Below are 16147 nucleotides of genomic sequence, written 5' to 3' on the forward strand. Positions count from 1 at the left end.
ATGCGTTCAAAGTTATACTTACTTGTCATCACCTTATTTATCCCGTCTTTTTGTTTTGCACAATCAGACAGTGTTCTGCAGCGGATCGTCCTCATCGGGGATGCCGGGGAAATGCACAATGGCACCAACCCTACCATCGATGCCGTACGCCGGACAATAGACCTGAATAAAGGGAAGAATACCGTACTCTTCCTGGGAGATAACGTGTATCCGCTGGGGTTGCCTAACGTGAACGCACGTAACTATAACGAAGCGAAAGAAATACTGGATTACCAGATCAACCTGCTGAAAGGCACCAAAGCGGAAGGGATCTTTATTCCCGGTAATCACGACTGGTCACGCCACAAACCGGATGGATGGCAGATCATCCGCAACCAGCAATTGTATGTGGATTCATTTGGCCTGGCCAATGTGCAGTTCCTTCCCAAAGGCGGATGCCCCGGCCCTGTTGCAGTGCCTTTGGGAAAAGATGCCGTACTGATCGTATTTGACAGCGAGTGGTGGTTATATCCCGGCAAAAAACCCGGTCTTGAATCCGGCTGCGATTGCAAAACGGAAGACGAAGTACTTGCTGCCATCAATGATATTGCAGCCCTCAATCCCGGCAAGTTAATGGTATTTGCCACCCATCACCCTTTGCGCAGTTATGGGATCCATGGGGGATATTATACCATCAAGCAACATATCTTCCCTTTAACAGATGCCAAACCCGGCCTGTATATTCCGCTGCCTGTAATAGGTTCCATCTATCCTTTGGTAAGAGGGGTGTTTGGTACAACGGAAGACCTGCCGCATCCTTTATATAAAAGAATGATCAAAGGCATTGAAGAGGCCCTGCCTGAAGATGCACAGGTGGTATTTGTTTCCGGCCACGATCACACCCTGCAGCTGATCAAAGATAAAGGCAGGAGTTATATAGTAAGCGGCTCCGGCGCAAAAGATAACCGGGTAAAAAAAGGCAAACTTTCAGAATTTGCCAGCCGCCTCAATGGTTTCAGCGTAATAGAAGTAATGAGCAATGGCAACGTGCAGGTGAACTTTTACAACGATAAGGACACCAAACCCATGTTCAGCCAGAACCTCTATAATCTCAGCACTTACCGCGGAAGGGCAGAGAACTACCCCAGCCGGAAAGATGCTCCCGCCACCATGACCCTGGCGCCCGATCTGCAATATGAAAAGGCCGGTGGCTTTCATCGTTTTTTATTAGGAGACAACTACCGCAAAGTATGGGCTACCCCGCTTACCTTTCCGGTGATCAACCTGGACACGGTGAAAGGTGGCCTGAAGATCCTTAAAAGAGGAGGTGGTAAACAAACACGTTCCCTTCGGCTGGAAGACAAAGCAGGTAATGAATGGGTAATGCGCTCACTGCGTAAATGGCCTACTTCCGCCCTGCCGGAACAATTGCGGGAAACCATTGCAAAGGAAGTGGTGCAGGACCAGATCTCTGCTGCCAACCCTTATGCCCCGCTGGCGGTAAGACCTTTAGCCAGGGCTGCCGGCGTACCTTATACAAACCCTGAATTCGTATACCTCGCTGATGATACTGCACTGGGCATTTACAGGAAAGATTTTGCCAATGGCGTATACCTGCTGGAAGAACGGGAACCGGTAAGCACCAATAAAACCTACAACTCCGAAAAGCTGATGGAGAACCTGCTGGAAGATAATGACAACAGCATGGACCAACCTGCTTACCTGCAGGCCCGTTTGCTGGATATGTTCATTGCGGACTGGGACAGGCATGAAGATCAGTGGCGCTGGTATGCGGAAAAAGATAAAAAGAAAAAGGTGTTCTATCCTATCCCGAGGGACAGAGATCAGGCCTTTTTTGTGAACGAAGGCATATTGCCCAGGCTGGTGAGCCGCCCCTGGTTACTCCCTGCCATACAGGGTTTCAGAAAGAAATTCCCCTATATCCAGGGTTTTAACTTCAGCGCGCGTTTCCTGGACCGGAATTTTATGAGTGAGCTGGATGAAGCAGCATGGCAGAAACAAAGCACTGCCTTCGCCGGATTGATGACGGACCAGCTTATAGATGAAGCCGTTACCCAGTTCCCCGACACCATCAATAAACAGGTGAGTGAAATGATGCGCAGCACCCTGAAAGTAAGGAGAGACAAACTTCCGGTGCAGGCGATGAAATATTATCACTTCCTCGCTAAAGGTGTTGATGTTACCGGAACATTTAAAAACGAACAATTCACCGTTACCCGTTTGCCGGAAGGAAAGGTGCAGGTGCAATCGCAGAAGATCAGCAAAAGCGGGGACCTGGAACAAACACTCTACAACAGAACATTTGATCCTGCACATACAAAAGAGATCATGCTGTACGGCTTAGGCGGCCAGGATAAATTCATTATTAAAGGAGAAGGCAGATCGCCTATCCGCATCCGTATCATTGGAGGGAAAGAGAAAGATACTTATATAGATAGCAGCAAAAGCAGCGGTAAACGCATCTTCATTTATGATCTCGCACACCGCCAGGATAGTTTTGCGGTGACGGGAAGAGAAAGGTTACGCCTCTCTTCCAAACCGGAAGTGATCCGATACGACAGAAGGGCTTTCCAGTATAACAAGGTAATGCCTTTACTGGCGGCAGGTTATAACCTGGATGATGGTATCTCACTGGGGCTTGGTATTCAATACATCGGCCATGGTTTCCGCAAAGATTCCTTTGCCGTAAAACATACTTTCACCGGCACCCATGCTGTAGCTACACAGGCTTACCAGTTCCGCTACCAGGGACAGTTTAATGATATCATCGGGAAAACAGACCTGATCGTTAATGCAACTGCCAAAGCACCGCATAATACGGTTAACTTCTTTGGTTTTGGTAATGAAACCGTATACAAAGACACTACAAAACCAAGGATCCGGTATTATCGCAGCCGTTTTAATGTATATTCCGTAACCGCAGCTTTACGTACTAACCTTACGCAGAACGTTACATTCTTTGCAGGCCCTGCCGTTTCTGTCAACACGCTGGAAGCAGAAGATAACGGAGGCCGTTTCCTCACCAACTACAAAGAAAATAAACTGGACTCTGCCTCCCTGTTCAAGAACAAATATTACGCAGGGCTGAGCACAGGCATCAACATAGATACCCGCGATAACAACCTGAACCCTACACGCGGATTATTATGGTCTACCACTTACCAGGCCAATACGGGCCTGAACAAATACAGCAACAGTTACTCTACTTTGCGTACGGACATGAGCATTTACGCTTCCCTGGGGCTGCCGGCTACGGTTACACTGGTATCCCGTTTCGGAGGAGGTGTTACCTGGGGGCGGCCGGAATTTTTCCAGGCCATGACATTAGGCGGTACTGCTAACCTGCGTGGTTACAGGAATAACCGTTTTGCAGGAAGGGCCATGGTATATAATAACATGGAGCTGCGCGTAAAATTATTCGACTTCACTTCTTATATCCTGCCCGGATCCGTTGGGCTGCTCGCTTTCAATGATGTGGGAAGAGTGTGGGAGGATGGGGAAAGATCACATGTTTGGCATGATGGCTTCGGAGGCGGTATTTACTTCTCTCCGGTGAATATGCTGATCATTACCGCAGTGGTAGGGCATTCCAAAGAGGAAACCCTACCCTACGTAACGTTTGGATTTAAGTTTTAACGATCCCTTCAAAGTTCACACTTAAACGGATGGCCTTTAAACCGCTGATACCTTGCAGTTCTTCCAGGTCAAGCATTTCCACTTCAGGTAAGAGGATGTTCTTGTTCTGTAAGAACTCAATGTATTTGCGGTATTCTTCTGCCTCCCGGCCATAAGAATATACAATGGCTATTTTACCAGGCTGTGTGAGCCTTTCCTTTGTAGCCTGTACCCGCACTTTATCGATCCGTTTCTTCATGATCTCATAACGGATGTTATAAGCTCCCTCTACATCAAAGCGCCGCTCATCTTTACGGAAACTGATATCGATAGGATTATTATGTGCCAGGATCAACTGTGTTGTTTGTAATGGAATTTTCAGCTTAGGCTCCAGTTCATGCGTGATGCGTGCAATGTTTGCCATAGATGTAAGCTGCCACAGGCGCAGATTGCGGAGATACATGTTATCAAACTTCCTGTCCGGCGCAATAGACTGGCCAATGTAGATATTATATTCTACCCCGTCTGTTCTGTACTTTTCAAAATAGCAGGGATACGATTTTTGCAATTCGTCCTTCTCTTTCTCATAGTACTTGTTCACTGCAGCATTGATCTTCTGCAGGCTTTCTTCATACTCACGGCGGTGATGATATACATGGCCCGTGTTCTTGTCTATCTTCTCAAAATAATGATGCAGTAAAGGTTTCAGCTCACTTTCACTATCATACAGATGGCGGAAGATAGGTGCAATCTCATGGTCCAGGAATTCGTTGATCTTCACTTCATCTTCTGCAAAGAGGGAATCCTGCATGCTGTTCAGCATGCGGTTGTTCTTGAACTGCAGCTCTTCCAGTAAAGGCAGGTTCAGGTCGCCGTTGATCTGGCGGAAAGTATTTTGAATGAGCTGTAATTGTTCCCGAAGGTCGTCCCGGATGGCAGAGCCTCTTTCTACAGAGGAGTTGCGGATATCTACCGCGCCATATAAAGGGTACACCCCTTCAAACAAGATATTGCCAATATCTTTCTGCTGTTCTTTAGGTGTGTGCAGGTACTCCCATGCAGCTTCCGTAAACTTCCATTCCACTGCAGGCTGCAAGGCCGTATACTGTTCTTTGATCACTTCATTGATCCTTTCATTGGCCAGTTCCATACTTCTGCGTAACAGCAATGTGCCTACTGCATAACTTGGTTGCAGGCGGGCCAGCATTTCCCAGTCCAGCACTTCATCTGTGATAGAAGCTATTTCCAGCATACCCAGCAAAGTATCTTCATGCCGGATAGGGCAAAGGATAAAACTCTTAATGCCCTGCAAAGGCAGGTATCTTAAGAAAGGATACAACTCTACCGTTTGCCGGTTGATCTCTGTAAGTACCAATGGCTGGGGATTGTTATCCAGGAATTCCAGCAACTGCTCATTCAGGCTGTTACGCTCCGCATCGTTCCGCGCATTGGCGAAGATGATGCTTTGTGCAACATAAGCATTGTCCAGCACGGACTTGTTGTTCACCTTGATAAAGGGGATCATGTGCAGGCTGATGTCTGGCCGGCCTACCATTGTTTTCAGGTAGTCCCGCGCTTTCACATAAGTTTTCAGCTCATTGTCCTTCCCGATGTTCAGTACCAGGTTCTTCATGCCATTTACCACATGTTCCTGTGTAACATCCTTGATGGTCCAGATGGCGAAGCCTTCCAGGGAGAAGCTGTCCAGCGGTATCAGTCTTTCCAGGTCGCCGAGGTCCTGTAGTTTAAAATCCCCGGTGCAGATCCGGTCACAATCCAGTTTCGGAAGCTCCCCTTTCAATTTCACATCTATAAAGCGGGGGTCTATCACCAGCTTAATATAGCGCTGAACGCCAGTTTCCGGATGTACAATGCTGTGGGTAAGTTCGTTATCATAATTGATCGGGAGGCCATACCAGCGTTCCAGGATGAGCTTATACATCCAGGCCTTCTTATCCTTTTTCGCTTTTTCTTCTGAAACACCTTTAGGAATAGCCATCAGCTCATGCCCGTTATCGGTAAAGAGCTGGCGGAACCGTTCAGAATAATAGAAGATCGCAAAACGGAAAGGCGCCCCTATACCATAGATGTCTTTCGTATCATCTATGGTCACCGGGAAAACGGTAGCCGTAATAAGGTCCAGGTATTCCTGGTATTTGGAGATATCAGTATCCTTTTCCAATGGTTGCAGTAAAGCAGGGTCACTTTCAAAATGGCGTACGATCTCTGAGAAGTAGCTGGCACGTGCTCCTGTGGTCCGGGCGGCCTTCTCTTTCATGTAGCGGATGTAAGGACCGAATGAAATGTGACTGTCAATCAATTCATCCTCCTTAAACAGACGCGGGTGTGCAGTTAAAATTTTCATATTCAAACGTCAAAAAAATCATCATTACAGCGCTAAGCCAGTTGACAGTGCAGGATAACAGAATTGTTGCTTGGGGAAGGTGACACAAAGTTACGGGTTTTCTACATCCGAAGTATTATTTGCCGGATAAACCGGGGAATTCGTGTCCTGAATGGCATAAAAATAAGATGTACCGGTATTGGCATCGTCAAAGCTGACGGGGTTTTGATGGCGGTATATATAAAAATATCCGCATAAGCCAAAATCTCCGGCGCAGCAAAGGGTATGGAAGGTATATAATCCTAAAAGCAATGCTTTTCCTTCCACCGGCACCAAACAAAAAGCAATTACGCACAGGCCGGAGATAATTGCAAAAGGCGCCATGGCAATGTACCGGAACTGCCGGTAATTGATCACAAAAGCATGGGCTACGGCGTAGAACATCAGGTAGCGCCAGATCACGCCATAACGTACATCCCTGGCTCCGTACCAACGGAACATCCAGCCATGGATCAATTCATGCAGCGGGACCAGTAAAAAGGTGGAGGGAATACCCAGCAGCATCCATCCCAGGAAAGCAGGAACGGTCAGCAGGCCGGAAGTTCTCCAGTAAATGCCGCTAAGAACAGTGAACACGCCACCCAGGAAAAAGAAGGACATAAACAGGCGCTGGTAGATATTCCGGGCCTGCAGGCCTTCCCGTAAAGGAAGTACCAGCTCCCGAAAGCCATACCGCGCAAATTGCGAATAGCCTTTCGATTCCAGGGAACGGATCAGTTCCTCCATGGTTTACAGGGGAATTTCTACCTGGTTCTTCAACAGGTCGTCAATTGTATCCCGCTTGCGGATCAGGTGAGCTTTGCCATCCTTCACTAATACTTCCGCCGGTTTCAGACGGGAGTTAAAGTTGCTGGACATTTCAAAACCATAAGCGCCGGCATTGTAGAACACCAGGTAATCTCCTTCCCGCACTTCATTGATCTTACGGTCCCAGCCGAAAGTATCTGTTTCGCAGATATTACCCACTACGGTATAGATGCGTTCTGTGCCCTTGTGGTTGGAGATATTTTTGATGAGGTGGAAAGAATCGTAGAACATAGGGCGGATCAGGTGGTTGAAACCGGAGTTCACACCCACAAATACCGTAGCCGTTGTTTGTTTGATCACATTGGCCTTTACTACAAAGTAACCGCATTGGCTCACCAGGAACTTTCCCGGTTCAAACCACAATTGCAGCGGGCGTTTGTAGGATTTAGCGAAGTGATTGAAAGCATCAGTGAGCTTTTTACCCAACAGGTCGATATCCGTTTCAGGATCACCCTGCTGGTAAGCCACTTTGAATCCGCTACCCAGGTCAATGAATTCCAGGTCGGGGAAATGCTCCGTCATTTCAAACATGATCTCCACCCCGCGGAGGAATACATCCACGTCCTTGATCTCAGAGCCGGTGTGCATGTGCAAGCCCGTTACTTTCAGTTTGGTGGATTTAACGATCCGTTCTATATGGCGCAGCTGGTGGATGGAAATACCAAACTTACTGTCCACATGGCCGGTAGAGATCTTAAAGTTCCCTCCTGCCATGATGTGCGGGTTCAGGCGGATGCAGATAGGATAGCTGCCTCCGAACTGGTTGCCGAACTGCTCCAGGATGGAAATATTGTCGATATTGATATTTACGCCCAGGTCTTTTGCTGCAATGATCTCCTGCAGGTCTACACAATTGGGGGTAAAAATGATGTTCTTAGGATCGAAACCGGCCTTGAGGCCCAGTTGTACTTCCTGGATGGATACGGTATCAAGCCCGCAGCCAATAGAATTGATATAGCGTAATACGTTGATATTGGTCAACGCCTTACAAGCATAAAAAAAGCGGGCATCGGCCTTGACAAAGGCTTTCTGGAGCTTCTCGTATTGTGTTTTGATCTTTTCGGCATGATACACATAAACTGGTGTACCAAACTCTTCCGCCACTTTCACCAGGAAATCGGCGCTGAGAACATCGCTTTGCTTAGCCATCGTATCTATTAAATTGAATGTGCGAAAATAGTAAGAATATTAATCTTCCCGCATAAAATCGTCCAGATCCCTGCGTTCCCGCTTTGTAGGGCGTCCGATCTTGCTCTGGCGCTTGCCGGTATCGAAGCTGGAAGCGATCCTTTGGTTGAATTGCTTATCCTCTTCGGGGGTTATATCTACGTAATATTTAATAGCTTCTGTGTACTGCACACGGTTATGCAGCAGGCCCACGACCTCTATTTTCCAGCGTTTGGCCTCTGTTTTAATGTCATACTGGTCCCCAATGCTCACACCTTTGGCAGCTTTTACGGCCATGCCTTTGAGCTTCACCTTGCTGGCATCGCAAGCTGCAGCAGCCTGGGTACGGGTCTTAAAGATGCGTATGGCCCAGAGATATTTGTCCAAACGGAGTTTTTCTTCACTCATGGCTGCAAAATTACGAATCGCCGGCTTGCAGAACAAAACAGGATGATATACACGGTTCATCATTTCTTACTATATTTCGGCCATTATCCTGTTGCACATGAAGAAGAGCCACCTGCTTTACCCTTTGATCATCGGTATTTTTGCTGCACTTATCTGGTTCATAATTGCCCAGGGCGAGCGTTTGCCTGAAAAACAGCCGGCTCCCCTCACCACCACTTTAACACCTGCCACTCCGCCACCAGCTGGTACAGGGGTATTTAATGAGTTAATACATCATGCACAGCATCCCCTGAGCATGCTGCTTTTCCAGATCATTATCATTCTCTGTGTGGCCCGCTTGTTCGGCTACCTGGCGCAAAAAATAAAACAACCTGCCGTAGTAGGGGAGATCGTTGCCGGTATTGTACTGGGTCCTTCCCTGCTGGGATTGTTATGGCCCGATGCCATGAAAACTATTTTCCCTGCCGGCTCTTTAAGCAACCTGCAGTTCCTGAGCCAGATAGGCCTGGCCTTTTTCATGTTCATTGTGGGCATGGAACTGGATATCAGTAAGGTCAGGCAGAAAGCACACGATGCCGTAATGATCAGCCACGCCAGTATCATTATCCCTTTTTTCCTGGGTGTTTGCCTGGCCTATTTCACTTTCCAGGAGTTTGCGCCGGCTAATGTGAACTTCGTTTCTTTTGCGCTGTTCATGGGTATTGCCATGAGCATCACAGCATTTCCGGTACTGGCCCGCATTGTGCAGGAAAGAGGGTTAACAGGCACCCCATTGGGTTCCATGGCCATTACCTGTGCTGCTGCGGATGATATTACGGCATGGGGCATCCTGGCTGTAGTAATAGCTATCGTAAAATCCACCGGCATCTTAAGTGCCGTGGTCACTATCCTGCTGGCCCTGACGTTTGTAGCCGCCATGTTCTTTTTGGTACGCCCCTGGCTGCAAAAACGCATGACGACCGTACAGGGAACTAAAACCAAAGTAGCGCTGGCTTTTTTTGTACTGCTGATCTCAGGATACCTGGCAGAAGTGATCGGCGTGCATTTGCTCTTTGGTGCTTTTATTGCCGGTGTGATCATGCCGCAGGAAATGAATATCAAAACCTTACTCACGGATAAACTGGAAGATGTAAGCGTACTCATACTGCTGCCCATCTTTTTTGTGCTCACCGGTTTGCGCACGCAGATAGGATTACTGAATGAAGGGCATCTCTGGGCCGTATTTGGTGTGATCATGCTCGTGGCCGTTTCCGGTAAATTTGCCGGCTCCGCGCTCACAGCAAGGATCGTAGGCCAGCCATGGCAGGAAGCACTTTCCATCGGGGCATTGATGAATACACGGGGGTTGATGGAACTGGTAGTGTTGAATATCGGTTATGAACTGGGTATTTTAACCCCGCAGGTATTTGCGATGCTGGTATTGATGGCACTTGCCACTACATTTATGACAGGGCCTGCGCTGGATATTATCAATCATTATTACGCCCGCCGGCGGCATGTTGTTTCGCAACTTTAGATCTTTTCTAATTTCATCCTGATAGAATCAAGGGGGCTATTCACATTTGCGATGATGCCCCCCTGATCTACCAGGAAAGAATAAGGCAAAGCGAAGATGTTGTATTCCTTAATATTCAGCTCGCCGCCCTTTTCAAGTAAATGCAAACCTTTATAGTTGTTTTCTTCAACAGCGTTTAACCACTTTTGCCTGTCTTTATCAATAGACACCGCAATAAGGGAAAACCCTTTCTTTTTATACTTCGCATACAATTCATTCAGTTCAGGCACTTCTTTTACACAGGAACCGCACCATGAAGCCCAGAAAACAACCAAAGTATATTTTGATCCTTTAAAAATATCCTGCGGCGCAATTTTCCGGCCATTTTCCGTTTCGCCATATAATACATGAAGCGTATCCCCCACTGCTTCGTTCACCGCGCTGTACTTTATCAACTCATCATTCAGCATTTCCCCATATAAACTGTTGCGAACATCTTCCGGCAGGTTTTTATATAACTCAAACCCATACCCAGGTTCCCATCTCGCAATGCTTGCATCCAATGCTGCATAGACGGATATAACCGAAGGGTTGATCCTTTTCTGAAAGTTTTTTGCTGCTGCTACCTGAAAGAACTTGAAGTGCTTATCAAAATCATTCACTACCGCAGACAGCGTATCAATCTGATTCCCCTTTTCAATCGCTGCAATAAGCAAATTCTTCACACTATCTTTTTGCCTGAAATACTCGCTCCGCATACTATCCTGCAAGTTCCTGTAAAGTGTTAATTCATTCTGCAAAGCGGAATTGGTTGTTATTCCGGGATAGGGCTTTAAGGTTTTTCGCGCATACGTTTTCATATCTGCCTCTATAAAAATGGTATCCCCACTACCGTCAGCATATAATATTATGGGCCAATTAGCCTTATAAGCCGGATTAACAATGCCCATATCAAGAAAGCCCGGCTGCGCTATTTTTCTTTCCAGTATCAGGATTGCAGAATCCGGTTCAATCCGGATCCTTGACTGTAACACTTTAACATCAGGGAACCTGTCACCCAGATCTACTGACACCTTTTCAAAGTTCTTTATTGACAGCTTAATGACTACGGACAGGTCCTTTTTTTGTTCCTTATTCCCGCAGGAAATAAGAAAGGCTGTAAGTAAGAGAAAAACAATGCGCATAGTATACAATATAATAAAAAAGAGGCTGTCTCAAAAGAATGAGACAGCCTCCATGTAGCCTGTTTTCCGTTTAATAAAGATTATTCTGTTCCAATGCAGGATTCAGGTCCCTCTCCCCAAGCGGGATTGGCCACCAGTAGTCCCTGTCTTTATTGAACTTCCTGGTTTCCAAACGATCTCCCTTGTAATTATAGATATCCGTGTTCAGTTCCACCTCTGCTGTTTTCCAACGGCGGATATCATTGTAATACATGCCTTCGCCGGCCAGCTCTATCCTTCTTTCATGACGGATCACTTTCCTCAGATCGTCTTTGGATAAACCGCGTGTGATCTTTGGCATGGCAACACGGCCGCGGATGGTATCCAGGGCATCGTAGATAGTAGCGTCAGGGCCGGCATACTCATTCTGTGCCTCTGCATACATCAGTAATATATCCGCATAACGCAGTACAATGAAATTGGTTTCAGACTGACGGTCTACCAGGGATGCTTTATCTGCAGGTGGCGCTTCCCGGTCATAGATGCTGAACTTCTTCATCCCAAAACCAGTGATCGCAAAACGGGTAGCGTTGATGGTTGCACCCATGTAACGGTCGCCAGGGAAAGTGAAGGTGCCATACAAACGTGCATCCCTGTTCAGGAAAGGCGTTGCTGCATTATACAGCGGAGACTGTGCCTGCGGAAGACCATCCTTCATCAGGTAAGCCTGTGCAAGGTTCAGCAGCGGGGCGTTTGTATTGTACTGGCGGCAGATCAGGTCGAAGGAATTACCCTGGTTAGGGAACATATACTGCACATCAAAGATCACTTCCTTGTTATTCTCGTTAGCCGGCAGGAATAAAGCGCGGTAATCTGCAAACAAACCATAACCAGTACTGGTGGATGCATCTATCACTGCTTTCGCAGCATCGGCAGCCGCTTTCCATTTGTTATTATCATTTGCTGTGTTAAACAAAGCACTTGCTTCATACAACAATACACGTGCTTTCAATCCCATGGCAGCACCTTTGGTGGCACGGCCTTTATCTGTGGCAGCGGTATATTTGAAAGGAAGTTTCAATGCTGCACTGTCCAGGTCTTTCAGGATCTGCTCTACTACCTTCACACGTTCAGTTCTTGGCAGGTCTGCCTGTGTTTCTTTATTTGGCGGATCAGTGATCAGTGGCACTGCGCCATAATAATTCTGCAACAGGAAATAATACAAAGCTCTCAGGTAATAAGCCTCCCCTTTCATGCGGGTTACAACAGCAGGATCCATACCCGCTATTGCATCTATCCTTGCCAGAAAAGTATTACAGCGGCCAACACCTCCGTAACAATCAGACCAGCGGCCGCTTATTACACCTCCGGTATTGGATGCCTGCAAACCTGCAGCAATGGAGTTATAGCTCATACTATTGCCATAATTGTAGGCATTGGGAGAAGCGGTTTCTTCCCATAAAGCAGTGGTATTATTGGCCCCTTTACCACCATATACGCCATCATTACGCAAATTACTGTAACAGGCCGTCAGACCGGCATTAGCCGCTTCCGGCGTAGTCCAGAATGTGCTTTCCGTATACCGGTCGTTAGGCTTAACATTTAACAGGTTGCTGTTACAACCTGCCGTTATCAGCAACAGGGCGCTTCCGGCTATGAATAATATCTTTTGCATACACATTTTTTGAAAACGTTAAAAGGTCACATTTAAACCCGCAGTGAATGTTTTCATCATCGGGTAAGTGTAGATGTCTGTTCTGTTCAATAAAGATTCCGGGTCCATGTCTTTATACTTGGAGAATGTGAGAAGGTTCTCAGCATTCGCATATACCGTCAGTTTGTTGATCTTTACTTTTTGGAGCAGAGAGTTGGGAAATGCGTAGGACAGCTGAATGTTCTTTAACCGTACATAATCGCCATTCCTTAACCAGAAATCAGAACGTTGTGTAAAGTTGGAAGTTCCGGCTGTGGTAAGCAGTGGCAGACGGGCATTAGGGCGTTCAGGCGTCCATGTATCCGTAGCCCATTCCCAGGTTGCATTTGCACCATTGTTGAAAGGGAATGCAAGGTTCGCGGCAGGATATACCTTGATACCGGCTACACCCTGGAAGGCTGTAGTGAGGGCAATACCTTTATATCCTACATTGAAGCCAAAGCTGAAAGTGTATTTAGGCATAACAGAAGAGGCATTCATCACCACGCGGTCATCCCCATTGATGATGCCATCTTTCTTCACATCCACGTATCGGATATAACCCGGCCTGGTATCGTTACCCTGGTTAGGCCCTTTACTGACTTCATCTGCGTTCTGATAAAGCCCGTTAGACTGCAGCAGGAAATAAGAATACATAGGATAACCTTCCATGCTGATAGTGCTGCCTGGTCCGTAAAGGAGTTCACCATTGAGATCTATCACCTTGTTCTTGTTGTAGGAAATATTTCCGAACGCACCATAATTCACATCTCCTGCATTATCCTTGTATTGCAGTGTGATCTCATATCCGCTGTTAGATACCTTACCCACATTCTCATTTGCACCGGCGAGGTTACCAACCTGGCTGGCCAGTCCTACTCCACGAAGGATACCGTCCGTTATCTTTCTATATACATCCACGGTAAGGCCTATACGGTTTTTCCAAAGATTGATATCCACACCACCGTTGTAAGCCGTAGTAGTTTCCCAGTGAATGGTAGGATCAGCATATTGCGTTGCTGCCGCACCGGAACTGAGGGTTCCGCCAAAGCTGTAATCCTGCCCCAGCAAAACTGCCTGTTCATAACTATACAGGTCTACTGCCTGGTTACCCAATTGCCCTATAGATGCACGTAATTTCAATTGATCTATGAAGCGGGATTTGAAGAAGGACTCCCTGTCTATTCTCCATCCGGCAGATACGGAAGGAAAATAAGCCCAGCGGTTGGAAGGGCCAAATCTTGAAGATCCATCTGCACGGAAACTTGCTTCCAGCAGATATTTATTATCAAAATCATAATTCACACGGCCGAAATACGAGATCAATACATCCTCTGTACCTTTACCTCCAGTAGCATTCCAAACAGTTCCGGCATCCAGTGCACTCAGGGAAGCATCCAGGTAACCCGTCATGCTCGCATTGAAATTGTCTGTTTCAAACTTATCAAAAGCCTGCCCGATCATCACGGAAACATTGTGTTTGCCTTTCAATGTTTTCATCCAGTCCAATGTATTGTAAACGTGAAGGGCCAGGTTATTTTCATCTGTTTTTGCAAAACGTGGTGCCGTAGCAGGACTGTTCCAGTTAATAGCTGCACCTGTTTTAGGATTGAAAGTTTGCAGCCTTGGGAAAGCTTCGCTCAGCAAACCGTCATATTTGTCCACACCCATTTTGAAGTTATAGGTAAGATCAAATGGCAATTTGTATTCAGCAGAAACTGTAGTCAGAAAGCGTTGCACCAGTTTGGTAGTGAGTGCGCCGAAAGCGATCAGTCTTGGATGCTCCCAGTTATTACGGCCTGGTGTTCTGAGCCAGGAGTTGCCGTAACGGCCATCTGCCAGGGTATCTGTAAGAATAGGCAGTGTGCGGGACATGTAATTCCAGAAGGAGTTGTAAGAAGGTTGGGTGTAGTTACGATAGTAACCATCCATGGTGATACCTACTTTTAAACGTTTGGTTACGTTCATGGAAGCGTTCAGGCCCAATGAATAGTTTTTAGCATGGTTGGTAGGGCCGAACATAATACCATCCCTGTCAAGGTAACCGATAGACAAGCGATACTGATATTGTTCTGTACTTGCCGCCACACTCAGGTCATGTTTCTGGATCATACCATTATCCAACGCTATCTTGTACCAGTCATTGGCAGGATAAGTGATCCTGTCTGTTTTCATGCCCTGCTCGTATTCATCGATCTCTGCCTGTGTATAGTCTGGTGCTTTGTTTTCATTGGCCAGCGCCTGGTTCTTCAGCTTCATGTAAGCAATAGGATCATTGATGGCATCCGGCAGGTAAATGGCTTTATGCGCACCACGGTAATAACTGTAGTTAACACGCGCTGTTCCTTTACCTTTTTTAGTGGTCACCAAAACCACCCCATTGGCCCCACGGGAACCATAAATAGCAGCAGCGGCATCTTTCAGCACAGAGATGGATTCAATATCGTTAGGATTCAATTCATCCATTGAATATTCAATCCCATCTACCAGCACCAGGGGGTTGTTATTATTAAATGTTCCTACTCCCCTGATACGGATCGTAGAACGGTCTACCCCGGGTTGGCTATTACTGAGGTTAACAAATAACCCGGGCGTACCATGTAATGCATTACTTACATTGGTAATTGGCGTTCCTTCTTTCTCCACCATGTCCAACATGGTCACCGCTCCTACCAGGGTTGCCTTTTTACGGGTACCATACCCCACTACCACCGTTTCATTCAGCTTTTGCACATCTTCCTGGAATTTAATGTCCAGGTTGGCGGCCTTTGTTACTTTGATCTCCTGGGAAAGGAAACCGATAAAAGAAAATTTCAGCACAGCACCTGCGGGGGCATTGATCTTAAAAACCCCGTTGGCATCTGTGGCAGTACCTGTAGAAGTACCCACGATCTGAACGCTTACGCCCATAAGAGGGGTACCCTCCGTGGCGGATGTTACCTTTCCCGTAATGGGCAGGTCCTGTGCCCTGAGCGATAACGTGGAAACGAAAATGATCCCGATGCAAACCGATAAAAACCGATAAATGTGGAATCGTTTGGAAAGTTCCATAATCTAAGATTTAAGGAATATGAATGGTTATTGTGTTACGTGGTTGATGTGGTTGATTGATAGCCGTATCAGTATATGACAATTTCTTTTATATGATTACGTTTTGGTTTAATTATTATATATTTAAAAGAATAAATAATAATTCGAAACCAAAATAGACAATAAATCGTAATCGCAAAAGGCTTTTATGTAAGAACGGGAGGAAATATTCGATAGAAGCCGCAGGGGGTTGAAAGTGACGGGGTTACCAATATGAACTAATTATTAACTCAGGGTATCTTCCCCAACATTTTCATCACTTTTCTAAAAATCCGCTGTAAATTAGAGTGGAAACCATTGCATTA

9 protein-coding genes are annotated in these 16147 nt (G+C 46.6%); 2 read left to right on the top strand and 7 right to left on the bottom strand.

Annotated features, from left to right (window positions below; genetic code table 11):
* Complete coding sequence (locus BUR42_RS18000; protein ID WP_074243078.1) at window positions 1-3636, top strand: BamA/TamA family outer membrane protein; 3636 nt, start codon at window positions 1-3, stop codon at window positions 3634-3636.
* On the opposite strand, the gene BUR42_RS18005 is transcribed toward BUR42_RS18000, so the two are convergent.
* The 4 genes from BUR42_RS18005 to BUR42_RS18020 all read right to left on the bottom strand — a co-directional run bounded on the left by BUR42_RS18005 (window position 3626) and on the right by BUR42_RS18020 (window position 8401).
* A complete protein-coding gene (locus tag BUR42_RS18005) occupies window positions 3626-5893 on the bottom strand; it encodes a hypothetical protein (protein WP_143197509.1) in 2268 nt (755 codons plus the stop codon). The two genes, BUR42_RS18000 and BUR42_RS18005, sit on opposite strands and share 11 nt — an antisense overlap.
* Window positions 5894-6070: 177 nt before the next feature.
* Window positions 6071-6745 carry a DUF3267 domain-containing protein gene (locus BUR42_RS18010; protein WP_074240823.1) on the bottom strand — a complete coding sequence of 225 codons (675 nt, stop codon included), beginning with the start codon at window positions 6743-6745 and terminating at the stop codon, window positions 6071-6073.
* 3 nt (window positions 6746-6748) lie between these two features.
* A complete protein-coding gene (gene lysA, locus BUR42_RS18015) occupies window positions 6749-7975 on the bottom strand; it encodes a diaminopimelate decarboxylase (RefSeq protein ID WP_074240824.1) in 1227 nt (408 codons plus the stop codon).
* 39 nt (window positions 7976-8014) lie between these two features.
* Window positions 8015-8401, bottom strand: coding sequence for an RNA-binding S4 domain-containing protein (locus BUR42_RS18020; RefSeq protein WP_074240825.1), 387 nt, complete (start codon window positions 8399-8401; stop codon window positions 8015-8017).
* Window positions 8402-8498: 97 nt separating this feature from the next.
* Between BUR42_RS18020 and BUR42_RS18025 the strand changes: the two genes are divergently transcribed.
* A complete protein-coding gene (locus BUR42_RS18025; protein ID WP_074240826.1) occupies window positions 8499-9917 on the top strand; it encodes a cation:proton antiporter domain-containing protein in 1419 nt (472 codons plus the stop codon).
* Here the strand turns inward: BUR42_RS18025 and BUR42_RS18030 are convergent.
* The 3 genes from BUR42_RS18030 to BUR42_RS18040 form a co-directional block, all read right to left on the bottom strand.
* Entirely contained in the window at window positions 9914-11080 is a 1167-nt protein-coding gene (locus BUR42_RS18030) for a TlpA family protein disulfide reductase (protein WP_074240827.1), read from the bottom strand. The genes BUR42_RS18025 and BUR42_RS18030 overlap by 4 nt on opposite strands.
* A gap of 70 nt (window positions 11081-11150) precedes the next feature.
* Window positions 11151-12734, bottom strand: coding sequence for a RagB/SusD family nutrient uptake outer membrane protein (locus BUR42_RS18035; protein WP_074240828.1), 1584 nt, complete (start codon window positions 12732-12734; stop codon window positions 11151-11153).
* Between the two features lie 18 nt (window positions 12735-12752).
* Complete coding sequence (locus BUR42_RS18040; RefSeq protein WP_074240829.1) at window positions 12753-15803, bottom strand: SusC/RagA family TonB-linked outer membrane protein; 3051 nt, start codon at window positions 15801-15803, stop codon at window positions 12753-12755.
* Window positions 15804-16147 lie beyond the last annotated feature (344 nt).

Origin of the sequence: Chitinophaga niabensis (assembly GCF_900129465.1) — a bacterium.
In the GTDB taxonomy this organism is placed as follows: Bacteria; Bacteroidota; Bacteroidia; order Chitinophagales; family Chitinophagaceae; genus Chitinophaga; species Chitinophaga niabensis.